General features: G+C 54.6%; 23 protein-coding genes. 5 read left to right on the top strand and 18 right to left on the bottom strand.

The window, feature by feature from the left end; all coding sequences use genetic code 11:
• Positions 1–166: 166 nt before the first annotated feature.
• Complete coding sequence (gene ssb1 / locus ACMV5I_RS21425) at positions 167–709, bottom strand: single-stranded DNA-binding protein SSB1 (RefSeq protein WP_024483970.1); 543 nt, start codon at positions 707–709, stop codon at positions 167–169.
• 288 nt (positions 710–997) lie between these two features.
• On the opposite strand from ssb1, the gene uvrA reads away from it, so the two are divergent.
• On the top strand, positions 998–3,826 hold the full coding sequence (gene uvrA, locus ACMV5I_RS21420) for an excinuclease ABC subunit UvrA (RefSeq protein WP_141133084.1): 2,829 nt from the start codon (positions 998–1,000) through the stop codon (positions 3,824–3,826).
• 220 nt (positions 3,827–4,046) lie between these two features.
• Here the strand turns inward: uvrA and ACMV5I_RS21415 are convergent, their stop codons facing one another.
• The 4 genes from ACMV5I_RS21415 to ACMV5I_RS21400 form a co-directional block, all read right to left on the bottom strand.
• Entirely contained in the window at positions 4,047–4,466 is a 420-nt protein-coding gene (locus tag ACMV5I_RS21415) for a DUF1090 domain-containing protein (protein ID WP_414825217.1), read from the bottom strand.
• A 375-nt stretch (positions 4,467–4,841) separates the two neighbouring features.
• The gene (locus ACMV5I_RS21410; protein ID WP_021180803.1) at positions 4,842–5,195 is read right to left on the bottom strand and encodes an MmcQ/YjbR family DNA-binding protein; all 354 of its coding nucleotides are present in this window, start codon (positions 5,193–5,195) and stop codon (positions 4,842–4,844) included.
• Between the two features lie 245 nt (positions 5,196–5,440).
• Positions 5,441–6,634, bottom strand: coding sequence for an amino acid aminotransferase (locus tag ACMV5I_RS21405; RefSeq protein ID WP_179244407.1), 1,194 nt, complete (start codon positions 6,632–6,634; stop codon positions 5,441–5,443).
• Between the two features lie 74 nt (positions 6,635–6,708).
• Positions 6,709–7,176, bottom strand: coding sequence for an Lrp/AsnC family transcriptional regulator (locus ACMV5I_RS21400; RefSeq protein ID WP_024483974.1), 468 nt, complete (start codon positions 7,174–7,176; stop codon positions 6,709–6,711).
• Positions 7,177–7,400: 224 nt separating this feature from the next.
• Here ACMV5I_RS21400 and ACMV5I_RS21395 point away from each other — a divergent pair, with 224 nt between their 5' ends.
• Positions 7,401–8,168, top strand: coding sequence for a transporter substrate-binding domain-containing protein (locus tag ACMV5I_RS21395; RefSeq protein WP_414825216.1), 768 nt, complete (start codon positions 7,401–7,403; stop codon positions 8,166–8,168).
• Between the two features lie 87 nt (positions 8,169–8,255).
• Here the strand turns inward: ACMV5I_RS21395 and alr are convergent, their stop codons facing one another.
• Both alr and dnaB read right to left on the bottom strand, forming a co-directional pair.
• Positions 8,256–9,335 carry an alanine racemase gene (gene alr, locus ACMV5I_RS21390; protein WP_414825215.1) on the bottom strand — a complete coding sequence of 360 codons (1,080 nt, stop codon included), beginning with the start codon at positions 9,333–9,335 and terminating at the stop codon, positions 8,256–8,258.
• A 17-nt stretch (positions 9,336–9,352) separates the two neighbouring features.
• On the bottom strand, positions 9,353–10,765 hold the full coding sequence (dnaB, locus tag ACMV5I_RS21385; RefSeq protein WP_024483977.1) for a replicative DNA helicase: 1,413 nt from the start codon (positions 10,763–10,765) through the stop codon (positions 9,353–9,355).
• 179 nt (positions 10,766–10,944) lie between these two features.
• Here dnaB and ACMV5I_RS21380 point away from each other — a divergent pair, with 179 nt between their 5' ends.
• Positions 10,945–11,934 carry a quinone oxidoreductase gene (locus ACMV5I_RS21380; RefSeq protein WP_202728324.1) on the top strand — a complete coding sequence of 330 codons (990 nt, stop codon included), beginning with the start codon at positions 10,945–10,947 and terminating at the stop codon, positions 11,932–11,934.
• 297 nt (positions 11,935–12,231) lie between these two features.
• On the opposite strand, the gene pspG is transcribed toward ACMV5I_RS21380, so the two are convergent.
• The 3 genes from pspG to ACMV5I_RS21365 all read right to left on the bottom strand — a co-directional run bounded on the left by pspG (position 12,232) and on the right by ACMV5I_RS21365 (position 13,927).
• On the bottom strand, positions 12,232–12,450 hold the full coding sequence (gene pspG, locus ACMV5I_RS21375; RefSeq protein ID WP_021180810.1) for an envelope stress response protein PspG: 219 nt from the start codon (positions 12,448–12,450) through the stop codon (positions 12,232–12,234).
• 158 nt (positions 12,451–12,608) lie between these two features.
• Positions 12,609–13,619, bottom strand: coding sequence for a tRNA dihydrouridine(20/20a) synthase DusA (gene dusA, locus ACMV5I_RS21370; RefSeq protein WP_414825214.1), 1,011 nt, complete (start codon positions 13,617–13,619; stop codon positions 12,609–12,611).
• Positions 13,616–13,927 carry a hypothetical protein gene (locus ACMV5I_RS21365; protein WP_284121763.1) on the bottom strand — a complete coding sequence of 104 codons (312 nt, stop codon included), beginning with the start codon at positions 13,925–13,927 and terminating at the stop codon, positions 13,616–13,618. The genes dusA and ACMV5I_RS21365 overlap by 4 nt, the downstream gene beginning before the upstream one ends.
• A gap of 75 nt (positions 13,928–14,002) precedes the next feature.
• Between ACMV5I_RS21365 and zur the strand changes: the two genes are divergently transcribed.
• Entirely contained in the window at positions 14,003–14,512 is a 510-nt protein-coding gene (zur, locus tag ACMV5I_RS21360; protein WP_024483981.1) for a zinc uptake transcriptional repressor Zur, read from the top strand.
• A 115-nt stretch (positions 14,513–14,627) separates the two neighbouring features.
• On the opposite strand, the gene ACMV5I_RS21355 is transcribed toward zur, so the two are convergent.
• The 4 genes from ACMV5I_RS21355 to ACMV5I_RS21340 all read right to left on the bottom strand — a co-directional run bounded on the left by ACMV5I_RS21355 (position 14,628) and on the right by ACMV5I_RS21340 (position 17,775).
• Positions 14,628–14,837, bottom strand: coding sequence for a CsbD family protein (locus tag ACMV5I_RS21355; protein WP_024483982.1), 210 nt, complete (start codon positions 14,835–14,837; stop codon positions 14,628–14,630).
• Positions 14,838–15,123: 286 nt separating this feature from the next.
• Positions 15,124–16,485 carry an MATE family efflux transporter DinF gene (gene dinF / locus ACMV5I_RS21350; RefSeq protein WP_414825213.1) on the bottom strand — a complete coding sequence of 454 codons (1,362 nt, stop codon included), beginning with the start codon at positions 16,483–16,485 and terminating at the stop codon, positions 15,124–15,126.
• 189 nt (positions 16,486–16,674) lie between these two features.
• A complete protein-coding gene (gene lexA / locus ACMV5I_RS21345) occupies positions 16,675–17,283 on the bottom strand; it encodes a transcriptional repressor LexA (protein ID WP_021180815.1) in 609 nt (202 codons plus the stop codon).
• A gap of 123 nt (positions 17,284–17,406) precedes the next feature.
• A complete protein-coding gene (locus ACMV5I_RS21340) occupies positions 17,407–17,775 on the bottom strand; it encodes a diacylglycerol kinase (RefSeq protein ID WP_021180816.1) in 369 nt (122 codons plus the stop codon).
• Positions 17,776–18,097: 322 nt separating this feature from the next.
• Here ACMV5I_RS21340 and plsB point away from each other — a divergent pair, with 322 nt between their 5' ends.
• Positions 18,098–20,563 carry a glycerol-3-phosphate 1-O-acyltransferase PlsB gene (gene plsB / locus ACMV5I_RS21335; protein ID WP_414825212.1) on the top strand — a complete coding sequence of 822 codons (2,466 nt, stop codon included), beginning with the start codon at positions 18,098–18,100 and terminating at the stop codon, positions 20,561–20,563.
• A 69-nt stretch (positions 20,564–20,632) separates the two neighbouring features.
• Here the strand turns inward: plsB and ubiA are convergent, their stop codons facing one another.
• The 4 genes from ubiA to ACMV5I_RS21315 form a co-directional block, all read right to left on the bottom strand.
• On the bottom strand, positions 20,633–21,499 hold the full coding sequence (gene ubiA, locus ACMV5I_RS21330) for a 4-hydroxybenzoate octaprenyltransferase (protein ID WP_284121761.1): 867 nt from the start codon (positions 21,497–21,499) through the stop codon (positions 20,633–20,635).
• A gap of 17 nt (positions 21,500–21,516) precedes the next feature.
• The gene (ubiC, locus tag ACMV5I_RS21325) at positions 21,517–22,038 is read right to left on the bottom strand and encodes a chorismate lyase (RefSeq protein ID WP_024483987.1); all 522 of its coding nucleotides are present in this window, start codon (positions 22,036–22,038) and stop codon (positions 21,517–21,519) included.
• Between the two features lie 301 nt (positions 22,039–22,339).
• Positions 22,340–23,242: a maltose operon protein MalM gene (malM, locus tag ACMV5I_RS21320; RefSeq protein ID WP_021180820.1), complete on the bottom strand. Its 903-nt coding sequence runs from the start codon at positions 23,240–23,242 to the stop codon at positions 22,340–22,342.
• A 113-nt stretch (positions 23,243–23,355) separates the two neighbouring features.
• Positions 23,356–24,651: a maltoporin gene (locus tag ACMV5I_RS21315; RefSeq protein WP_162304287.1), complete on the bottom strand. Its 1,296-nt coding sequence runs from the start codon at positions 24,649–24,651 to the stop codon at positions 23,356–23,358.
• Positions 24,652–24,655 lie beyond the last annotated feature (4 nt).

The following is a 24,655-nucleotide window of genomic DNA, read 5'->3' as shown; positions in this document are numbered from 1 at the left end:
TAATGGTTTCAAACTGGTACTGATGGGGAGAAGGTTCTTTGAGCATGGCAGTCAGTCCGTTTTTTGCACTGACCTTATTAGATCAAAGTCCTGGCCTCACGGCCAGGACTTTGTCATCAATCTGAAAGCCCCAAAAAGGGGCTTTTCGTTTTGAACCTGGGGACAATCAGAACGGAATATCGTCGTCAAAGTCCATTGGTGGTTCGTTGCTGGCCGCTGGTGCGCTGTTTTGCGCCGGGCGAGCCTGCTGCTGTTGACCACCGCTGAACTGGTTGCCACCCTGTGGCTGCTGAGGTTGACCCCAACCGCCCTGCTGGCCACCCGCTGGAGCGCCGCCGCCTGCTGGAGCACCGCCACCTTGGCGACCACCCAACATCTGCATGGTGCCACCCACGTTGACCACGATTTCGGTGGTGTATTTTTCTACGCCCGCCTGATCGGTCCATTTGCGGGTCTGCAATGCACCCTCGATGTAAACCTGGGAACCTTTACGCAGGTATTCACCCGCCACTTCTGCCAGCTTGCCGAACAACACCACGCGGTGCCATTCCGTTTTTTCTTTCTGCTCGCCAGTAGCCTTGTCACGCCAGCTCTCGGAGGTCGCCAGGGTAATGTTGGCAACTGCGCCGCCATTAGGCATGTAACGGACCTCAGGGTCTTGACCCAGATTCCCGACCAAAATTACTTTGTTTACGCCTCTGCTGGCCATGTTCGATCTCCCGATGAGTCATTTAAGTGGATTCAGACCACATTTTGGATAGTCTAAACCACAAATTGTAGCATGCCACCTGCTTAGATTATACCTGCGAAGTGCCTTCCAAAAATGTCCCGGCGATCGACCTTGTTGCATTCGTATACTGGATATTCATTCAGGTTTTTTTGTGCCATAATTATGCGTTTCGTAATGGCCGAGCCGTTTTATTGCGCGTTAGATCACACAAATCGCCCGCAGAAGAACGCAGACAGGCGCGGTGTATCATCAAGACGGGAAGTGTAAATGGACAATATCGAAGTTCGTGGTGCTCGAACCCACAATCTCAAAAACATCAACCTGATTATCCCGCGCGACAAGCTGATCGTCGTCACCGGTTTATCAGGTTCAGGCAAGTCCTCACTGGCTTTTGATACACTGTATGCCGAAGGGCAACGGCGCTACGTTGAGTCGCTCTCTGCCTACGCTCGCCAGTTTCTTTCGCTGATGGAAAAACCGGACGTCGACCACATTGAAGGTCTGTCCCCGGCGATCTCCATCGAGCAAAAATCGACCTCGCATAACCCGCGCTCCACGGTCGGGACCATCACCGAGATCCACGATTACCTGCGTCTGCTGTTTGCCCGCGTCGGCGAACCGCGTTGCCCGGACCACCATGTTCCGTTGGCGGCACAAACCGTCAGCCAGATGGTGGATAACGTGCTCAACCAGCCGGAAGGCAAACGCCTGATGCTGTTGGCACCGGTGGTGAAAGATCGTAAGGGCGAACACACCAAAACGCTGGAAAACCTGGCAACCCAGGGCTATATCCGCGCGCGTATCGACGGTGAAGTATGCGATCTCTCCGATCCGCCAAAGCTGGAGCTGCAAAAGAAACACACCATTGAAGTGGTAGTGGATCGTTTCAAAGTGCGTGACGATCTGGCACAGCGTTTGGCCGAGTCGTTTGAAACCGCATTGGAACTGTCTGGCGGTACCGCCGTCGTCGCCGATATGGATGACGAAAAGGCCGATGAACTGCTGTTCTCCGCCAACTTTGCTTGCCCCATCTGCGGCTACAGCATGCGCGAGCTGGAACCCCGGCTGTTCTCGTTCAACAACCCAGCCGGCGCCTGCCCTACCTGTGACGGACTGGGCGTGCAGCAGTTCTTCGATCCTGAGCGTGTGGTACAGAACCCCGAGCTTTCTCTGGCCGGTGGCGCTATCCGCGGTTGGGACCGCCGTAACTTCTATTATTTCCAGATGCTGCGCTCGCTGGCGGAGCACTATAGCTTTGATGTGGAAGCCCCGTTCAGCAGCCTGGATGCCAACGTGCAGAAAGCGGTATTGAGCGGTTCGGGCAAAGAGTCGATCGAATTCAAATACATCAACGATCGCGGTGACACCACCGTGCGCCGCCATCCGTTTGAAGGCGTGCTGCATAATATGGAGCGCCGTTACAAAGAAACCGAATCCAGCGCGGTGCGTGAAGAGCTGGCCAAATTTATCAGCAACCGTCCTTGCGCCTCGTGCCGTGGCACCCGCTTGCGTGAAGAAGCCCGTAACGTGTTCGTGGAAGATACTACGCTGCCGGAGATCTCCGAGCTCAGCATCGGCCATGCCATGACCTTCTTCCAGAATATGAAGCTGAGCGGTCAACGTGCCCAGATCGCCGAGAAGGTGTTGAAAGAGATCGGCGATCGTCTGAAGTTCCTGGTTAACGTCGGGCTGAACTACCTTTCACTGTCACGTTCTGCGGAAACGCTGTCCGGCGGTGAAGCTCAGCGTATTCGCCTGGCAAGCCAGATCGGTGCTGGCCTGGTAGGCGTGATGTATGTGCTGGATGAGCCTTCTATTGGCCTGCACCAGCGCGATAACGAACGCTTGCTGGAAACCCTGATCCACCTGCGTAACCTGGGTAACACGGTGATCGTGGTAGAACACGATGAAGACGCGATCCGCGCAGCCGACCACGTGATCGATATCGGCCCTGGTGCCGGTGTTCATGGCGGCCAGGTGGTCGCGGAAGGCACCGTCGATGACATCATGGCCCAACCGGATTCACTGACCGGCCAGTTCCTTAGCGGCAAGCGCTCAATCGCCATTCCGGCCGAACGCGTGCCCGCGGATCCGAGCAAGGTGCTGAAACTCAGCGGTGCACGCGGCAACAACCTGAAAGACGTGACGCTTACGCTGCCTGTCGGGCTGTTTACCTGCATTACCGGCGTTTCCGGTTCCGGCAAGTCAACGCTGATCAACGATACTCTGTTCCCGATCGCCCAACGCCAGCTCAACGGTGCAACCATTGCCGAAGCGGCTCCTTACCGCGAAGTGACCGGTCTGGAACATTTCGACAAAGTGATCGATATCGATCAGAGCCCAATTGGCCGTACGCCACGCTCTAACCCGGCCACCTATACCGGGATCTTCACCCCGGTGCGTGAACTGTTTGCCGGGGTACCTGAATCCCGTACCCGTGGCTACACACCGGGCCGTTTCAGCTTTAACGTCAAGGGCGGCCGCTGCGAAGCCTGCCAAGGTGACGGCGTGATCAAGGTAGAGATGCACTTCCTGCCGGATATCTATGTGCCTTGCGATCAGTGCAAAGGCAAACGCTATAACCGCGAAACGCTGGAAGTGAAGTACAAGGGTAAGAACATCCACGAAGTGCTGGAAATGACCATTGAGGAAGCCCGTGACTTCTTTGATGCCGTGCCAGCCTTGGCGCGCAAACTGCAAACGCTGATGGAGGTAGGACTTTCCTATATCCGTCTTGGGCAGTCGGCCACCACCCTTTCTGGTGGTGAAGCGCAGCGTGTGAAACTGGCGCGTGAGCTGTCGAAACGGGGCACTGGCCAGACGCTGTATATTCTTGATGAACCCACCACCGGCCTGCACTTCGCCGATATCCAGCAGTTGCTGGCGGTGCTGCATCAGTTACGCGATCAGGGCAACACCATCGTGGTAATTGAACACAACCTGGACGTCATCAAGACGGCGGACTGGATCGTCGATTTGGGGCCGGAAGGCGGCAGCGGCGGCGGTGAGATCCTGGTGTCCGGCACGCCGGAAACCGTGGCTAACTGTAAAGAATCCCATACCGCGCGGTTCCTGAAGCCGATGTTGCAGAGATAAAACCGTAGCCAACATGCCGAGCATCTAAGCTCGGCATGTTGGCCGTTATTACGGCGCAACAATGAATTTCCGCCATAGAAAAGCAGGAGCAGATTTTAGGGGTTTAACTATCACTCGGATATGTAAAACGCTTAACGTGCCGCGCAGTGGCTAAAATAACTCTCACCACCCAAACTCAGCATTATTTATCTGCGGCTAACATCTGCTCATATCGGCCTGGTTACCCTCCCCATGCCTGCACCTGCTTCAATTCAAATTCAGCCTCGGCTAATTTTCTCTGTCGCTTAGCAATTTTGCTCGGTTTGCCTTTGAGCTGTGCTTCATACAGCTCATGTTTTCTTTTTTCTACCTTTCGTTGCTTTTTGGCAATTTCATACTGGCGATCAAATTCGAACGGTTGAGTGGCAGGCGCATAATCGTATCTATTATAACGACCTTTATAACCACCGTGGCAGTAGGTCTGCACATTGGCCAAGGCACGATTAAGCCCCTCAACACGATGGACATTGCCATAACGCGTCGCGTACTCGAGCTGCTCTCGCAGTTTTTGTTCTTTTATTGCACAATTGGGCGCAGCCAATGATAATGATGAATAAATGAGCAGTGGCAGTATGAGAAATATTGAATAATGCGGTTTCATAATTAAATTTCCTTTTAGTAGGTTCCCCTACGGATCCCTTATCCTTATTTGCCCTTAAGCAGATTAATATAGACGCATTAATAACACAGTCATAATTTAGATTCCAATGAGAACTCTCTTAATTGACAGCACGTGCTGTTGAAAATAAATTATCAACCTATTTTTATCAATCCTTTCATTATCACTAATTAATATAAAATAATAAAATTAGTGATATTAACCACAAAAAAAACCTTGCCAATCCTGTTTCTCAGAACTAAATAACGCAGTAAACAATATTGGCCTACAAAATAAAATTTCCCCATAGGTTTCGGGGGAGGTAATCCTCTTGGCCTGTCGCCACTCTTGAGCCAACAGGCCTAGCCACCTATAAATTCAGATGCGTAGTTCTTGGCGCACCTGATCGGGCAACCCTTCCAGCACCAACCGATATGAGCTGTCGATCAAATGATAAAACTGCGAGTTAGGCAGGTTGCCGTCCAGAAATACCGCGTTCCAATGGGCTTTATTCAGATGTTCGCAGGGGACGATTTCCGGATGCTGCTCACGCAGGCTTTCCGCCAGTTCCGGGCTGCTTTTGATCGCCAACGCCGGGCGCCCCTGCACTTCACACACCATAGCGAACATGACATCACCCACCTTGATTTGGCTGGCCTGCCATTGGTTTTGATCGCTTTGGTGTGCGCCAGGTTTCGCCATGCAGTATTCCAGCAGTGCTGAGTTATTCATTGGGTTATTCCCCGAAAGACACAATGCGGCGCGAACCACTGTGAGTATGCTGTTGCCAGCCAGATACCCTGCCAGTCAGGTAGAGAACCGCGCCTGGTCGCTGAAAGCAAGGCTTTATGGCGCATGCGAAAAGTCTGAGCGCCCTCAGTCAGTATATTCTTTATCCAGTTGGCGGCAACCGCCAGCACGCAGAAACAACAAGGGGCGATATCGCTATCGCCCCTAAAATCACTGCGTTCAGGCCGTTACTGCACCGCGGCAAAGGCCTCTGCCACTTGACGAACGTTATTGTGGTTCAGACCCGCCACACACATACGACCGCTGTGGATCAGATAGACACCGAACTCTTCACGCAGCCGATCAACCTGAACCGCACTGAAGCCGGTGTAGCTGAACATGCCGCGCTGCTCGAGCAGATAATCGAAGTTACGCTGTGGCAACGCGCCCTTGAGCGTTTCGACCAGCGCTTTACGCATTTCCAGAATACGGCTGCGCATGGACTCCACTTCGGCCAGCCATTGCGCTTTCAGCTGCGCATCGTTCAGCACTTTTGCCACCACCTGCGCACCGAAGTTCGGTGGGCTGGAGTAGTTACGGCGCACGGTCGCTTTCAGCTGCCCCAGCACACGCTCGGCGGCTTCGCTGCTTTCACACACCACAGAAAGCCCACCTACGCGCTCACCGTACAGCGAGAAGATTTTCGAGAATGAGTTGCTCACCAGACACGGTAAACCGGCAGCCGCGATGGCGCGAATGGCGTAGGCATCCTGATCCATGCCGCCGCCAAAGCCTTGATAGGCGATGTCGAGGAACGGGATCAGTTCACGTTCGGCGATCACTTTAACCACCTGATCCCACTGGGCATTGGTGAGATCGGAACCGGTCGGGTTATGGCAGCAAGGATGCAGCAGGGCAATGCTCTTGGCCGGCAACTGTTGCAGCGTGCTCAGCATGGCATCAAATTTCACCCCCAGTTTTTCACCGTCGAAATAGGGGTAAGTATTCACTTTAAAACCGGCGCCACCAAAGATGGCCACGTGGTTTTCCCAAGTCGGATCGCTGACCCAAACCTGAGAATCCGGGAAATAGCTTTTCAGGAAGTCGGCCCCCACTTTCAACGCACCAGAGCCGCCCACGGTTTGAATGGTGGCGATGCGCCCCTGTTGCAGCATGGGGTGTTCGGCACCGAACAACAGTTGTTGAATTGCGCTGCGGTAAGGCTGTAGGCCTTCCATCGGCAGGTAGACCGAGGCCCCCTGTTCAACGCTGTTAAGTTGGGCTTCAGCTGCGGCAACGGCCTTCATCTGTGGGATGATGCCTTGCTCGTTGTAGTAAAGGCCAATACTCAGGTTCACCTTGTGCGCACGGGGATCTTTTTTGAATTTTTCCATCAGCGACAGGATCGGGTCACCTGCATAGGCTTCAACATTCTGGAACACGGGTTGGTTCTCCTGATTTTGGTTGTTCGGGTACAATCCCTAATATAGCCACAAATCGGCGTTGGGTTTTAGCTTTATCTGGTCACCGGCAGTAAACCGTTTTCTTTGATCCGTTCCAGCACCACCGCCGTTTTGATATGCCCAACGCTTTTATGGCGGGAAAGCGTCTGGCTGATAAACTCACTTAACGCGGGCAGGTCTGCTACCGCCACTTTCAGCAGGTAGTCGGCATCGCCGGTGGTTTTATAAACGTCAACAATTGCGTCCACTTCTGCCAGCATCTGATGGAAACTGTCGATCTGCTCTTGGGTATGGGTCAGCAGGCTTACCTCTATCAGCCCCACCAGCCCCAATCCCACCGCCTCCGGTGCCAGCCGGGCATGATACCCTTTGATCAACTGGGCTTGCTCCAGGCTGATACGACGGCGCGAGCATTGCGAGGCCGAAAGCCCGACCAGTTCGCTCAGTTCCTGATTGGTCAAACGACCATTGGCCTGTAACAGCGTCAGGATTTTCATATCAAAATCGTCAATGTTGTACATAGCCACCTGTAAAATGTGTTAATAAATGTTGACGCTACAGACTAGCAGCTTTTTTAGCCTTGCAACCATCGGTGCTGGCGGGTTGTGAGAGACATAGCAGCAAAGCCAGCTTCCTTGCTCAGAAATGGCATAAAAAACGGCCAAATTACGCAAACCAACAACAATTAACGGCAAAACCGCGCATAAAACCACAAATGTATTTGTCGACATGAAAAGGAAATTTGATGAAAAAACTATTGCCTCTCGCCTTGCTGGTCGCCACCGGGAGCGCCAGCGCACAATCCAATCTGGACAAGGTATTGCAGCAAAAAACGCTGACGGTCTGTACCACCGGCGATTACAAGCCCTACACCTTCCTGAAAGAGGATGGCAGCTACGAAGGCATTGATATCGCGATGGCCGAGTCGCTGGCCAACAGTCTGGGGGCCAAAGTGAAATGGGTAAAAACGACCTGGAAAACCTTGACGCCTGACTTTGTGGCCGGGAAATGTGACATCGCCATGGGGGGGGTCTCAGTGACGCTGGAGCGCCAAAAGCAGGTGTTTTTTGCCGAGCGGCTTGATACCGACGGCAAGATCCCGCTGGTACGTTGTACCGACGTGAAAAAATACCGCACCATTGAGCAGATTAACAAACCTGCGGTGCGGCTGATCGAGCCTGCCGGTGGCACTAACGAAGCCTTTGTCCGTGCTCATCTGCCCAAGGCCAACCTGACGCTGTCCCACGATAATATGGGCATTTTCCAGCAGTTGGTGGACCGCAAGGCCGACGTGATGATCACCGATGCCTCCGAAGCCCTGTACCAGCAGAAACGTTATCCCAAGCTGTGTGCGGTGAACCCGGATAAGCCGATGCAATACGGTGAGAAGGCCTATATGCTGCCGCGTGATGATATGAGTTGGAAGCTGTATGTCGATCAGTGGCTGCATTTGAGCAAGGCCAGCGGGGAGTATCAGAAGATTATCGGCCAGTGGCTGGCGGTGAAGAAGTAAGGCACCTCCTCACCTGACTTTAGCATCGAATACGTTAAGCGGGCGCACATGCGGCGCCCCTACGCAGTAGTGAGAGAGTTGGGGAGGTTACTCGCCGATATATTCCATCGTGACGCGCTGGGTCAGCTTGGTGATCAGCTCATAGGCGCTGATGCCGCTAAAGGCAGCCACCCGTTCAACCGGCAGCTCATTGCCCCACAGCACCACTTCATCACCCACTTTATCGCTGGCATTCGGCCCCAGATCGACGGAAATCATATCCATGGAGACACGGCCAACAATCGGTACTTCACGTCCGTTGAGCCATACCGGCGTGCCAGAAGGCGCACTGCGTGGATAACCGTCGCCATAGCCCATCGCCACTACGCCCAGGCGGGTATCTCGTTCACTCACCCATAGTCCGCCGTAGCCCACCGGTTCCCCGGTTCGATGCTCACGCACCGCGATCAGGCTGGATTTAAGCGTCATGGCTGGTTGCAGCCCAAAGTGATCGGCGTAGGGCTCCTCCAACGGGGATACGCCATACAGGATAATACCCGGGCGTACCCAGTCAAGATGAGCCTGTGGCCACAGCAAGATCCCGCCGGAAGCCGCAATCGACTTCAGGCCCGGCTTATCGTTGGCGAAGTGCTCAAAGCAGCTGATTTGCTTTTCGGTCGCATCCACCAGCGGCTCGTCGGCACGGCTGAAGTGGCTCATGATATTGACCGGCTGCACCACGTTACGACAGGCGCTCAAACGCTGGTAGAACGCCTCTGCCTGTTCCGGACGCACGCCCAGACGATGCATACCGCTATCCAGCTTCATCCATACCGACACCGGGTGCGCCAGTTCAATCTGCTCCAGCGCCTCGAGCTGTTCGATGCTGTGAACGGCGGTTTCGATATTATTCGCCACCAGCGCGGGCAGATCTTCAGCACAGAAGAAACCCTCCAGCAGCAGGATCGGTTTGACGATGCCACCGGCACGCAGCATCAACGCTTCGCCGATACGCGCTACGCCGTAACAGTCGGCATCTTGCAAGGTGTGAGCCGTTTCCAACAGGCCATGTCCATAGGCGTTGGCTTTCACCACGGCAATCAGGCGGCTTTGCGGCGCCAGGCGACGGATCTGTTGCAGGTTATGTCGCAGGGCGCGGCGATCGATGACAGCAGTTGCCGCTTTCATTTCAATTCCTTAGCTGATTATTCATCATCATATTGTGGCCCCGCGTAGTTATCGAAGCGCGACCACTGGCCGTTAAAGGTCAGGCGTACGGTACCGATCGGGCCGTTACGCTGCTTACCCAGAATAATTTCGGCAATCCCTTTCAGATCGCTGTTCTCGTGATAAACCTCATCACGGTAGATGAACATAATCAGGTCGGCATCCTGCTCGATGGAGCCAGATTCACGCAGGTCGGAGTTGACCGGGCGCTTATCAGCACGCTGTTCCAAGCTACGGTTCAACTGCGAAAGAGCCACCACCGGCACCTGTAGCTCTTTCGCCAAGGCTTTGAGCGAGCGGGAAATTTCGGCAATTTCCAAGGTACGGTTGTCGGAGAGCGATGGTACGCGCATCAACTGCAGGTAGTCGATCATGATCAGGCTGATCCCGTCATGTTCACGGAAAATACGCCGCGCGCGGGAGCGCACTTCGGTGGGCGTCAGGCCAGAGGAGTCGTCAATATACATATTGCGCTTCTCCAGCAGGATCCCCATGGTGCTCGAGATCCTCGCCCAATCCTCATCATCCAATTGGCCGGTACGGATGCGAGTCTGATCCACGCGCGACAGCGAGGCCAGCATACGCATCATGATCTGGTTGCAGGGCATCTCCAGGCTGAAGATCAGCACCGGTTTATCCTGCGTCATCGCGGCGTGTTCGCACAGGTTCATCGCGAAGGTGGTTTTACCCATTGCTGGGCGGGCCGCGACGATGATCAGGTCAGACTTTTGCAGACCGGCGGTTTTCTTGTTGAGATCGTGATAGCCGGTATCTACGCCGGTAACACCGTCGTGCGGCTGCTGATAGAGCTGCTCGATACGGGCGACGGTATCTTCCAGAATACGTTCGATGCCTTTGGGGCCTTCATCTTTGCTGGCACGGTTTTCCGCGATCTGGAATACCCGGGATTCGGCCAGATCGAGCAGATCTTCGCTACTGCGGCCTTGCGGATCGTAACCCGCATCGGCGATTTCGTTGGCGACGGAGATCATTTCACGGACTACCGCACGTTCACGCACGATGTCGGCATAAGCACCAATGTTGGCCGCACTTGGGGTATTTTTCGATAATTCGGCCAGATAGGCAAAACCGCCCACCGTCTCCAGATCACCCCTCTGTTCCAACGACTCGGACAGCGTGATCAGGTCGATAGGCCGGCTCATCTCCAGTAGACGCTGCATTTCGGTAAAGATCAGGCGGTGTGGACGGCTGAAGAAGTCGTTGGCGACCACGCGCTCCGCCACGTTATCCCAGCGTTCGTTATCCAGCATCAAACCGCCCAACACGGACTGCTCCGCCTCCAGCGAATGTGGCGGCATCTTCAGCCCTTCCATCTGGCGGTCTCTGGGTTCGTACGTGTTTGTCTTGTTGGTTGGTTTTTTGCCTGCCATGAAGCCTATTCTTTATTCAGTTGCGAATGGGGGGTAGCTGACGCAAGAGTATACGTGATTTTCAGCCATGATTCCCGCGACATAACCTACGCAAAAAAGGATTAATCACTGCGCAACGAGCTAGATAGTCCAGGCTGAAAAGCGTAGGGTGAAAACAGTCATTTGAATGAGGTAGCGACATGTCAAAACGCATCCAATTCTCCGCCACCGGCGGCCCGGAAGTGCTGCAGTATGTTGATTTTACTCCTGTCGATCCCGCCGCTGGGGAGGTGCAGGTCGAGAACAAGGCGATCGGTATCAACTATATCGATACCTACGTACGTAGCGGCCTGTACCCACCGGCCAACTTCCCAAGCGGGTTAGGTACCGAAGCGGCTGGGGTGGTCATCAAGGTTGGGGCAGGTGTCAGCGCGGTCAAACCGGGCGATCGCGTGGTTTATGCTCAGTCCGCATTGGGTGCTTACAGCGAAGTTCACAACATCCCGTTGGAAAAGTTAGCTATCCTGCCGGATAACCTCACTTTCGAGCAGGGTGCCGCCTCGTTCCTCAAAGGGTTGACCGTACATTATCTGCTGCGCCAAACCTATGAGGTCAAGCCGGGCGAGGTATTCCTGTTCCATGCCGCCGCCGGGGGGGTGGGGCTTATCGCCTGCCAGTGGGCCAAAGCGTTGGGTGCCAAACTGATCGGCAGCGTGAGTTCTGACGAGAAAGCCGAGCAGGCATTACGTGCTGGCGCCTGGGCCACCATAAATTATCGCCAGGAAAACATCGCCCAACGCGTAGCTGAACTAACCAACGGCGAAAAGGTTAACGTGGTCTATGACTCCGTAGGGCAAAGTACCTGGCAGGATTCATTGAACAGCCTGAAGCGCCGCGGGCTGATGGTGAGCTTTGGAAATGCCTCCGGCCCGGTTACCGGCGTCGATCTGGCGTTGCTCAATCAGAAAGGCTCACTTTACGTCACCCGCCCTTCGCTCAATGGTTACATCACCAACCGTCAGGAATTGCAGTTTGCCAGTAACGAGCTGTTTTCACTGATCGGCAGTGGTGCGATCAAAGTTGACGTGAAGGAAGCGCAGAAGTTTGCGTTGGCAGATGCCCAGCGAGCACACCAGATCCTGGAAAGCGGCCAGACCAGCGGCTCCAGCCTGCTGATCCCTGGTCTATAGCGCCAATAAAGAAAGGGCCCCATAAGGGGCCCTTTCTAGTTTACTGCGCTTTGTAGGGGTAGAGCAGAGTCCGCCAGAGATGGGGGTTGCTTTAAGCAACACTCTTGTCAGCTCTCGCGGTGATGAAAATGATTAGCATCACTGCTGCGGGAGTCATCCTAGCAGCCTCGATAAGTAAAAAATATGATTAATGTGCCGCATTTGCATTTAAAACATCAAGCTGTGATCCCCGCCACACTGGCAAGCAATCTGCCTGGTGAGTTTCAACGTGACTGACTGATAATTAGGCAAAAAATCTTAATAGCGCCGTATCTGTGGTTTCTGCATAGAACGGTATATCCACACGCCAACCACCGCCAGGATCAGCCACGGCAGCAGTTTAAACACCATGGCAAACAGCCCGCCCAGTAGCATAAAAGCCGCGGCCACAAATAACGCAGCCATCACGCCCAGCAGTGAAATACCCGTTACCAGCAGCATGGCGACAAAGCCGATCAGAAAGAACAGTTCTAACATGGGTTGCTCCTTGGCTAAACAATAGGTCTGTCTTGTTCTTTACAAGAAACGTGCCAACTTGAAGTTAATGATAACTTATTGAAATTATATAAAAATAGCGCCACAGCCGGTGGCGCTATTGGTCAAAAAAACCAACTTTTAGTCAAGTTTTTTGCCGATTATGCCATTTCATTACGCGGTGAACGCACCAGAGCCAAAGCCTGTTCGACGGTGCGCACATCGGCTCCTGGCTTATGGGCATTTTCACTCAAATGACGGCGCCACTGCCGCGCACCAGGGATCCCCTGGAACAAACCAAGAATATGGCGAGTGATGTGGCCCAGATAGGTGCCGTTCGCTAGCTCGCGCTCGATGTACGGATACAGCGATTCGATAATCGCCACGCTGTCCATCACCTCACTCTGGCGGCCGAAAATCTCGCTGTCCACCCGCGCCAGAATACCTGGATTTTGGTACGCCTCGCGCCCCATCATCACACCATCCAGATGTTGCAGATGCAGTTGGGCTTCTTCCAGCGTTTTCACGCCACCGTTGATCGCAATGGTCAACGCCGGGAAGTCACGCTTCAACTGATAAACACGCGGATAGTCCAACGGAGGGACTTCACGGTTTTCTTTCGGGCTCAGGCCGGAAAGCCAGGCTTTACGGGCATGAATGGTGAACATATCGCATTCCCCACGCCCAGCAACGGTAGAGATAAAATCGCACAGGAACTCATAGCTGTCCTGGTCATCGATACCAATACGGGTTTTTACCGTCACCGGGATCGACACCACGTCGCGCATCGCCTTGATACAGTCGGCCACCAAGGTCGCCTGCCCCATCAGACAAGCACCAAACATACCGTTCTGTACCCGATCTGACGGGCAACCAACATTAAGGTTGATCTCGTCATAACCACGCTGTTCCGCCAGTTTCGCACAGTGCGCCAGTGCTGCCGGATCGCTGCCCCCTAGCTGCAAAGCCACGGGGTGCTCTTCCTCGCTGTATGCCAGGTAGTCACCTTTACCGTGGATGATCGCACCAGTAGTCACCATTTCGGTGTACAGCAGCGTTTCCTTGCTCAGCAGGCGATGGAAATAACGGCAATGGCGATCGGTCCAGTCCAGCATAGGGGCAATGGAGAAACGATTGGCGGCGTATTGAATGTTGTTAATATCTTTCGTCATGCTGAGTTACTGGCTACCTGATAAGTCCTGGACTCGACAACCGACGCGCTGTGCCGATGCCACAAACGGCTATTATAACGACAATCGACGCTCTTGGGGAAATCGTCGTTCAACTTGGGCCGAGAAACTCCACGGCTGTTATTCACTTCGCCACGCAGCAATTTATCGCTTTCTGCCATTCCAGCCTCCATATGGGTTATACCGCCGTGCCCGAGTGGAACCTGTACCATAAAGCGGCAAATCGTGACCTGCATCTCATTCTGGCAAGTCTTGCTGCGGAAAATCGCCCCATTTGCCGCGTTATCCATGGAAAGCGGGGCAACCCTCGGCGATTGCGTTGAAACATGATAAAATCGGCTTCTTTGCGTAGCCGGATAATTGCCATGAACTCAACCAACCAGGAAAAGCTGCTCGCGCAGGCTGAACAACTCTGTCAGCAACGCAACGTGCGACTGACCCCGCAACGGCTGGAAGTGTTACGCCTGATGGCTGAGCAACCCGGCGCCATCAGCGCTTACGACTTGCTGGATTTACTGCGCGTGGCAGAGCCGCAGGCCAAGCCACCTACGGTCTATCGTGCACTGGATTTCTTGCTGGAACAGGGATTTATCCACCGCGTTGAATCGGCAAACAGCTATGTGCTGTGCCACCACTTTGAACAACCTATGCATACCTCTGCCCTGTTTATCTGCGATCGCTGCGGACAGGTTACGGAGCGCACTACCGAAGGGGTAGAAGAAACCTTGCAGAAACTGGCTCAAGAATCAGGATTTGTGCTGCGCCACAGCGTAGTGGAAGCCCACGGTCTGTGTTCTGCCTGTGTGGTAGTAGAAAATTGTGAGAACCAACACGATTGCGATCATGACCACAGCATTGTGGTAAAGAAAAAATAAGCGGATTGGATTGCAGGAGGGAGCGGGTACGTCCTTGTTCCCGTGGCCGTGGCAGGGGGGAAATCTGCCAGGCCGGATGGTATCGTAGCGCCGCAATACTCAGCGGCTCATCGCGCTACCAACGATACTTGCTGTGCTCTTCCCAGGCTTTGACTTCTTTTTCGGCTGCCTCTTTCTGGTAGCCATAGCGTTCCTGGATTTTACCGACCAGCTGTTCGCGTTTCCCTTCGATCACGGTGATATCGTCATCGGTCAGCTTGCCCCATTTTTCCTTCACTTTACCTTTAAACTGCTTCCAGTTACCGTCGGCTTGATCTTTGTTCATAATCTCTCCGTTACTCTTGGTTGTCAGTTTTAGATAAATCTGGCTGGACTTAACTGAGTCAAATTTAAGGTTATCTAATGCGTCCGTTGCCAATTAAGCGCGGGCTTAATTCGCCAGCCACGTGATTAACTATAGTCACCCATCACGAAAAGTGCGCGAAAAGCAGCATGAAATAGGGTTAAGAAAAGTCTTAATAGCAAAAAACGCCGTTAAAACAGTAAGCAAGCGAACCAAAACAGCCCTCATCACATGTAACTAAATGTGAATATCCATCCCGTATCATCAACTAGTCTGGCCTATCCATCGCTAATGGGGGGGATGAAAACCAGGTGCCCTGCACGCTATGACGATGCCATACCCAGCCCAAAGCCGCCCCGCGTAGTGCCAGGAATACCGCCAGAGCCAGCCATAAACCGTGGTTGCCCAATACCGGCAGGGTGAACAACGTCAGTCCGTAGCCCACTGCGGCTACCGCCATGCTGTTACGCATTTCTGCGCCACGGGTGGCGCCGATAAACATGCCATCCAGCAGGTAGCACCAAACCCCCACCAGGGGCAGCACTACCTGCCAAGGCAGATAATGATTTGCCAGCGCACGCAATTCCGGCAGCGAGGTTAAGCCCGCCACAATCTGCTGCCCGGCGAACAGATAAATAACGGCAAAACCACAGGCAACCAGGCAAGCCTGCCGACAGGCGGCACGCCATACTTTACGCAGTTGCCGCCCGTCCCGCGCACCATAGGCGTGGCCGGAATGGGCTTCCACCGCGTAGGCAAAACCATCCAGCGCGTAGGCGGTAAAGGTCAGCAGATTCATCAACACCGCATTCACCGCCACCACTTCTCCGCCCATGCGGGCTCCCAGAATGGTCAACGAGGCGAAACACAGTTGCAGTAATAACGAGCGCAGCATAATGTCGCGGTTAAGTGCCAGCAGGCGGCGCAGATCCCCACGCCAGGCGGTACGCAGCATCGCCAGCGAAATCCCCCGCATGCGTAGTACCCGCCATGATAACCACAAGCCAAGCAACAGCGTGGCGTATTCAGCAATCACCGTGGCAGCCGCGGCCCCCTGCACGTTCCAACCCAGCCCCATCACTAGCCAGATATCCAGCACGATGTTCAGCAGGTTACCGACGATCAGCAAGATCACCGGCGCCCGCACGTACTGAACTCCCAGCAACCAGCCGAGCAGCACCATATTGGCCAACGCCGCCGGGGCGCTCAGCCAGCGGATCTCCAAAAATAGCCTGGCCTGTACCAAGACTTCCCGATCGCCCCCCACAATGTTCAGCGCCAAGGTGATCAACGGGGCTCGCAACAGCACAATCGCCAACCCGGCCACCAGCGCCAACAATAACGGCTGCATAAAGGCGCGAGCCAACCGGTAGGGATCTTGCGCCCCCAGCGCCTGCGCCGTCAGCCCAGTAGTGCTCATTCGCAGGAACAGCAACAACATAAACAGGAAGCTAGTGGCCATTGACCCCACCGCGACCCCGCCAAGGTAGCTAGGGCTATCGAGATGGCCGATAACGGCGGTATCCACCAGGCCAAGTAAGGGGACGGTAATATTGGAGAAGATCATCGGCAACGCCAGACGCCACAGAGCTTTGTCGGTGTCACTGGTGAAGGCAGAAAGCAGGCGCATGGCGATATGTTCCCGTAAAAGCATAGATTTAAAGCTGAAGATAAAGTGGCAATGTAGCTGAATTTGCAGGGATCGAACATGTTTGACAGTAGGGGCGCCGCATGCAGCGCCCGCTTAGTGTCTCATGTATCGCCCCAGAGTTGGGGCGAGGTTTGCCGTTTTAAAGGGCTGTAATACGAGGTAAAGCGGTTAGATCCAGTCGCCGTTGCGGATCACACCCACCGCCAGGCCTTCGATGGTGAAGTTCTGCTGGCGCAGATCGACCACAATCGGTTGGAATTCACTGTTTTCTGGCAGCAGTTCGACGACGTTACCGTGTTTCTTCAGGCGCTTGACCGTGACCTCGTCTTCAATACGGGCGACGACAACCTGGCCGTTGCGTACGTCTTGAGTCTTATGCACTGCCAGCAGATCGCCATCCAGGATGCCGATATCTCGCATCGACATGCCGCTAACGCGCAGCAGGAAATCGGCATTTGGCTTGAACAGAGAAGGATCCACCTTATAGTGCCCTTCAATGTGCTGCTGAGCCAACAGAGGTTCACCGGCAGCCACACGGCCAACCAGAGGTAACCCCTCTTCATCTTCCATCAGCAAGCGGATACCGCGTGATGCACCGGAGATGATCTCGATAACGCCTTTGCGAGCCAGTGCTTTCAAGTGCTCTTCTGCAGCATTTGGTGAGCGGAACCCCAGGCGCATTGCGATCTCGGCACGCGTCGGTGGCATGCCCGTTTGCGAAATATGATCGCGAATCAGGTCGTAGACCTCTTGCTGTCTGGTAGTTAGTGCTTTCATTCCGCCCCCTGTTTGTTTATACAGTCTTGCTGTGAGTATATACAGCTAAGTCTGGATTGGGAACCGAAGAATAAATAAAAATCAGCAGGTAGCGAGCGGGATCGCAACGATACCCGCTGGTTTTCACGCCAAATGCTGCCAAAGTACCGAAGCCCAAACGAACAGTGCCAGAATGATTGCCAGCGATACCGCCGCCGAGCCCATATCTTTGGCCCGCCCGGAGAGCTCGTGATATTCCGTACCCACGCGATCGACCACGGCCTCAATCGCGCTGTTGAGGATTTCGACAATCATCACCAGCAGCACCGAGCCGATCAACAAGATGCGCGCTATCGCCCCCACATCCAGCCAAACCGCCACGATGATAGCCACCACCGTCGCCACCAGTTCCTGGCGGAATGCGGCTTCGTTCTGCCAGGCAGCGGTTAAACCTTTATAGGAATAGCCTGCAGCTTTAATGATACGCGTCAGGCCAGTTGCTTGATTTGCCATAGTTAAGAACGCCTTTCTCCAAGATGGATCATGTACCCGTCGTGTTGCAGCCGCAACGTTCCAGACAGATTTGCCAGCCCAATCACATTTTTATCGCAGCGCAGTATACAGCAAGGTTGGAATACCTTAATCACCTAGCTATGTCGTACTAATACCGCGAGCGCATGAATGCGCTAGAGCGGCCAATTTGATATCCATCAGGTATAATTCAACCATGTACTTCCATTGCCGTGAACGGCCGTGGATTTCCCAACGCCACAGATCTGCTACCCGGTTTCTGGTATGCTTGCGGCGAATTGCTAACAAGAGGCTTCACGTTGTCATGTCAGGTTGGCGTAAAATCTATTATAAGATATTGAACTTACCACTAAAAATGTTGGTAAGAAGTAAGGTTATCCCTTCAGATCCGGTCACGGAGTTAGGGTTGGATCCCTCACGACCGATTTTGTATGTTTTACCTTATAATTCCAAGGCGGATTTACTCACCTTGCGCACCCAGTGTCTGGCGCAAGATCTGCCTGATCCCCTTAACCCGTTGGAAATCGATGGCACCGTGCTGCCAAGCTACGTGTTTATCCACGATGGCCCACGCGTATTCCGCTATTACACCCCCAAAGAAGAATCGGTAAAACTGTTCCACGATTATCTGGATCTGCACCGCAGCAACCCGGATCTCGATATTCAGATGTTGCCGGTATCGGTGATGTTTGGCCGCTCCCCTGGGCGCGAAGGCCACGGCACGCCTCACCTGCGCCTGCTGAACGGCGTACAGAAGTTCTTCGCCGTACTGTGGCTGGGGCGCGACAGTTTTGTCCGTTTCTCCAACACCGTGTCCCTGCGCCGGATGGCGACCGAGCACGGCACCGATAAGACCATCGCGCAAAAACTGGCCCGTGTCGCACGCATGCACTTCGCACGCCAGCGCCTGGCCGCCGTTGGGCCAAGCCTGCCTGCCCGTCAGGATCTGTTCAAAAAGCTGTTAGCCTCGAAGGCGATTGAAAAAGCGATCGAAGACGAAGCCCGCAGCAAAAAGATTTCCCACGAAAAGGCCCAGCAGAACGCAATTGCGCTGATGGAAGAGATTGCCGCCGATTTCTCCTATGAAACGGTGCGCCTGTCCGACCGCGTATTGAGTTGGACCTGGAACCGGCTGTATCAAGGTATCAACGTCACCAACGCCGAGCGTGTGCGTCAGCTGGCGCAGGATGGCCACGAGATCGTCTATGTGCCGTGTCACCGCAGCCATATGGACTATCTGCTGCTGTCCTATGTGCTCTACCATCAAGGGCTGGTGCCACCGCATATCGCAGCGGGTATTAACCTGAACTTCTGGCCTGCCGGGCCGATCTTCCGCCGCCTGGGTGCGTTCTTTATCCGCCGCACTTTCAAGGGCAACAAACTCTATTCAACCGTGTTTCGTGAATACCTCGGTGAGCTGTTCACCCGTGGTTACTCGGTAGAATACTTTGTTGAAGGCGGGCGTTCCCGTACCGGTCGCCTGCTGGAACCGAAAACCGGCACCCTGTCGATGACCATTCAGGCCATGCTGCGCGGCGGTACCCGTCCGATCACCCTGGTGCCGATTTATATCGGTTACGAGCACGTGATGGAAGTAGGTACTTACGCCAAAGAGCTGCGTGGCGCGACCAAAGAGAAAGAGAGCCTGCTGCAAATGGTGCGCGGCTTGCGCAAGCTACGCAACCTCGGCCAGGGCTACGTGAACTTTGGCGAACCGCTGCCGCTGACTACGTATCTGAACCAAAACGTCCCGCATTGGCGTGAGTCTATCGACCCGATCGAAGCACAGCGCCCAAGCTGGCTGACGCCTGCGGTCAACGATCTGGCGGCTCAGATTATGGTGCGTATCAACAACGCTGCCGCCGCCAACGCCATGAACCTCTGTTCCACCGCGCTGCTGGCCTCACGCCAACGTTCGCTGACCCGTGAGCAGTTGCTTGAGCAGTTGGAATGCTACTTACAGTTAATGCGTAACGTGCCTTATGCACCGGACGCCACCGTACCAACACAAACGCCAGATCAGTTGCTGGATCACGCTTTAAACATGAACAAGTTTGAAGTGGAGAAGGACAACATCGGCGACATCATCATTCTGCCGCGCGAGCAGGCGGTGCTGATGACGTACTATCGCAACAATATCCATCATATGTTGGTACTGCCTTCACTGATCGCCTCTATCGTGATGCATCACCGCCGCGTGTCGCGCGTTGAGCTGTTGCGTCAGGTCAGCCTGATCTATCCGATGCTGAAGGCCGAGCTGTTCCTGCGTTACGACAAAGAACAGCTAGCCGAAGTACTGCAACCGCTGATCGAAGAGTTGATACGTCAGCAGCTGATTTGTAGCAAAGGCGATGATCTGGTGCTGAACCCTGCGCGCATCCGTCCGTTGCAGCTATTGGCCGCTGGCGTGCGTGAAACCCTGCAACGCTATGCCATCACCATGTCCATCCTCAGCGCTAACCCAAGTATCAACCGGGGTGCCCTGGAGAAAGAGAGCCGCATTATGGCCCAGCGTTTGTCGGTGCTGCACGGCATCAACGCGCCAGAATTCTTCGACAAGGCGGTGTTCTCCACCCTGGTGGCGACGCTGCGTGAAGAAGGCTTTATCAATGATATTGGCGATGCGATCCGCGAGCACACCATGGAGGTTTACACCATGTTGAGCGATCTGATCACCCCGGAAATCAAGTTGACCATCGAAAGCGTCAGCATGCCGGAAGAAACCAATACCCCAGCGCTGACGGCTGAAGTGGTTAAAGAAGACGAGTAACTTGCAGGTCAATTACCACGAAAAAGGCATCCGATAATGGATGCCTTTTTACTTTTTGCGTTGAGCAAATCACACGTAGCTAAGCGCAATACCGATGAACAGCACCAGGCCAACGTAGTTGTTATTCAGGAAGGCACGGAAGCAGGCATCGCGATCGCGGCTAGCCACCTGCTTTTGCTGATGGATAAACAACGCCCCGGCCAGCAACAGCGACCAGTAAAACGCGCCCCCCAGTTGCATCAGATAACCCACCCACAACATCAGCAACAGCGTAGCAAACTGCAACAACCCGACGATCAGCTTGTCATGGCGGCCAAACAGCACCGCGGTAGATTTGATGCCAATCTTTAAATCGTCATCACGATCGACCATGGCATACAGGGTATCGTAAGCCACCGTCCAGCAGATATTGGCCAGAAACAGCAACCAGCAGCTCAGTGGCAGCGACTCGCTGACAGCGGCATAGGCCATCGGGATCGACCAGCCAAATGCCGCCCCCAGCACCACCTGAGGCAGATTGGTCACCCGCTTCATAAACGGGTAAACCCAGGCCAGCGCCAGAGCCGCCAGCGACAGCCAGATGGTCATGGCGTTCAACGTCAGCACCAGCGCAAAGGAAACCAGCACCAGCGAGACAAACAGGATCTTGGCCTCTTTTTCGCTGACGCGGCCGCTCGGCATCGGGCGGCCTGCGGTGCGTTTCACATGCCCATCGAAAGCGCGATCGGCATAGTCATTCACCACGCAACCCGCAGCACGCATCAGGAAAACGCCAAGCACAAACACCAGCAATACCGACGGCGAAGGAACTCCCCCCCCTGCCAACCACAATGCCCACAAGGTAGGCCACAGCAACAATAGCGTGCCAATCGGCTTATCGATGCGCATCAGATGGCAATAGGCCTGCCATTTGCTTTGAATCACGCTCCCTTCCAAAGTTCTTTCTCCCCTAATTATGCCGGAGTGCCCTTTTCCACCGCATACAGTGGAGAGGCCGGTAGAAACAGTTCCGTCAGTAACAATGGTTTTCCCGCCAGACGGAGGCGAGAACGCCGTGCCCACAAATCCTTCTGCTGGCCAACATGGATATAATCACGAGTCAGGCTTTCACTGCTGAACAGATAACGGCCCAGTGGCAGCGTCCCCAGATCGACCAGCGCCAGATCCGGCCCGGTCAGTGTTTCCTGTGGGATCACCGTACGCCCCAGCAACCAAGGTTCGCCGTCACCCAGTAAGACGATCTCACGCAACCAATAGCGCTCGCTGTGTGGCAGATGAACCGCCTCTTCGGCAAGCTGGTCACGAGTGATGAAGCATTCACGCTGAGGTTCTACCTGCACTCGGCCACAATGGCGCTCAAAACGGCGGGTCATGGAACCTAACTCCATCAGCCAATCGCTAACGGCGGCAGGTATTGAGGAATGTTCAGACAACCACTCAATAGGCGGCAGGATGGGATCCCTATTGCCAGACATTATGCTACTCCAGGCCGGAGGCTGCGTGCCGCGCCAAGCCATACAAACTGTTAACAGAAATCCATTGTAACGCAGAAATGCAAAAGCGGCAGGCAGATTCGTGACGTAACGCAATCCCCATTATCAGGGGGTAAAACGGCAGGCTGTCGTTGTGGAGGATGTCATAACGCAAGGGAGTTCGTACTGTTAGTGCCAAGCTTGGGCAAGGAAGCCCCCGAGTGCTGGATATAAATGACTTACGGATGAAAAAAGGTGCGCCGAAACGCACCAATCATCAAGCCAGCATCGGTAGCGTGGGGGATTACCCCTTGCCTTTCACGCTGCCAATAAACGTTTCACGAGCGGTGGTGGAACCCAGTTTTTCGGCCTCATTCATCAGTTTCAGCGCCTTATCGATATCCCCCGCCTTGACCGCCTGTTTAATGCCGTTATTGAAGTAAGCCTCGGTGTCATTGAGCATCGGCTCTGCCGGTGCGCTGGCAACCGGCGCTGGAGCCGCAACTGCCGGAGCGGTAGCACCCACCACGACCGGTGGCGTTGCCGGAGCCGATTGCAGCATGCCAATCATGATGTTGCTGGCCCCTTGTTCTGCCGTCACCTTCAGCTTCAACGTGCCGCTGGTGCTGTGGCTGGCGATCGGATCCGGGATGTCCGGTACTGCGTTACCCACCCCTTGGGCGTAGGCTTTGGCCGGGTTGGTCAGGATGGTGGTTTTAGCCAGATCCTGCTGGGTGGTGTACACCAACAGATAGATCTGTTTTTGCCCCAGAGCAGGAGTCAGTTTCAACGTGCCTTCCAGCCGATCGGCGGACATCACGCCCGGTGGCTGGTAAGCGAAATAGCTGCTCGGATAATAGGCCGCCGGGCGCATATGTTCATCCAGCACCAATACGCTTGGAGCATAGATTGAGTTTTTATTGGCCAGACTGCTCAGTTGGATTTCCAGCGATCCCCGATCGGCCGGCAGCGCAAATGCAGCAACGGCCCCCTGGATCTGGCCCTGGTTGATCTGTGGGCTGACGTTATTGAGTTGGACATCCTGGGTCACAGGCGGTACCAACGGCTGCCAAGGCAAACTTTGCAGGGTGGTGGCACTGATGGCCGGTGCGACGGAAACGTTGGCCGGGGTATCAGCATAGGTCGCCAGCGGTGCGCCGACGGTCAACGCCAGAGACAGGCAGAGTGACAGTAGATTTTTTTTCATTGTTATTACCCTCTCGCTTTGAGCGTATATCCCGGCAGCGGGCAGGCAAGCGCACTACTGCCGGTTAAACGGTAAGAGGGAGGGCGTACAGGCGCCCTCCCGTCAAGCCAGTATTACCACCAGATTTCCATCTGGGCACCGAAGGTGACTTCGCTGTCTTTACCACGGCTGAAGGTATGCATGCTGGTATCGTTATAAGCCGTACCTGCGTTATAGCCCGCACCGGAATCGTTGTTTGCGTAGCCCCACTTCTCATCCCAGTTGGCGTAGGTCGCGAAGACACGGATCGCCGGACGTGACCAGATGCTGTTACCCGCTTGCCACTGTTGTGCCAGGGTGACTTTGTATTGGCCGTTGCGATCGCCAGTACGTTGAGACTTCACGTTGTCGTAGCCGACTTCCATCAGGGTGCTCATGATTGGCGTCCATTTGTACATTGGGCGCACGCCCACGGTGTACCAGGTGGTGCCGTTGTCATTGTCGCGGTTAACGTCCTGATACATGGCAACGTACATCATTGCCCAATCATCGTTGAAGTCGATGGCACCGTGATCCAGCACGCGGATCATCTTGCCGTTGTTATCAATGGAAGAGCCTTGGCTGCGGCCGTTGTTCTGCGCAGTCATGGAATCGGTAGCGTACTGCACCGTGAATTTGTTGAAGCCGCCAAGGATGCTCTGGGTATGCTCCGCAGTAAACATCCAACCGTCTTTGCTTGCCCCGTCGGCCAGGTGGTAACCGTCTTGCTCATTGGCACGGCCATAATCCACACCCAGTTCCAACGTACCGCCAGGGTTCAGCTCAAGGCCAGCCAAACGCAGGTCGTAGGTATCGTTGACGGTTGGACGCTCGTCACGTTGATTGTCGATATAACCTAAGGAACCACCGGATTCGGTGTTACGGGTCACGGCAGCAGACAGCTTGCCGAAGCCCAGGTCGATATTTTCCAGACCGGCACCAGGACCTGAGATGTCCCAGTAGTAGAAGTCGATCATATGAACGTCATGACGCTGATAGAAGCGCTTACCGGCCCACATGTTGGCACCTGGCAACGCGTCGATCAGGTTTTTACCCTGCACGTTCACTTCGCGGAAGGCCGGGCTGGTGGATTCCCAGTCAGACTGTTGCGATACGGAATAAGCCACGTTGGTGTCGAAGTAGAAGCTCTTATCGCCCTCTTTCCACACTTCCTGGCCCAGTTTCAGTTCCGCATAGGTTTCACATTCGTTACCCAGACGGTACTTGCTGCTAGCACCGGTGGACTGGAAACACTGTTGTTCACCACCGCTCCCGGTCCAACCGATACCGGAACGTGCGTAGCCGTGGAAATCCACCGCCATCGCTGATGTGGACAAGACACCGGCGGCGACAGCCAGCGTCAGAGGAAGTTTGCGCAGAGTAGTCATCATTATT

This window comes from Serratia sp. T13T92 (assembly GCF_047530105.1).
GTDB classification, from domain to species: domain Bacteria; phylum Pseudomonadota; class Gammaproteobacteria; order Enterobacterales; family Enterobacteriaceae; genus Chania; species Chania fonticola.
Note: the sequence above shows the minus strand (reverse complement) of the source record. Positions and strands in the feature narration are given on the sequence as shown.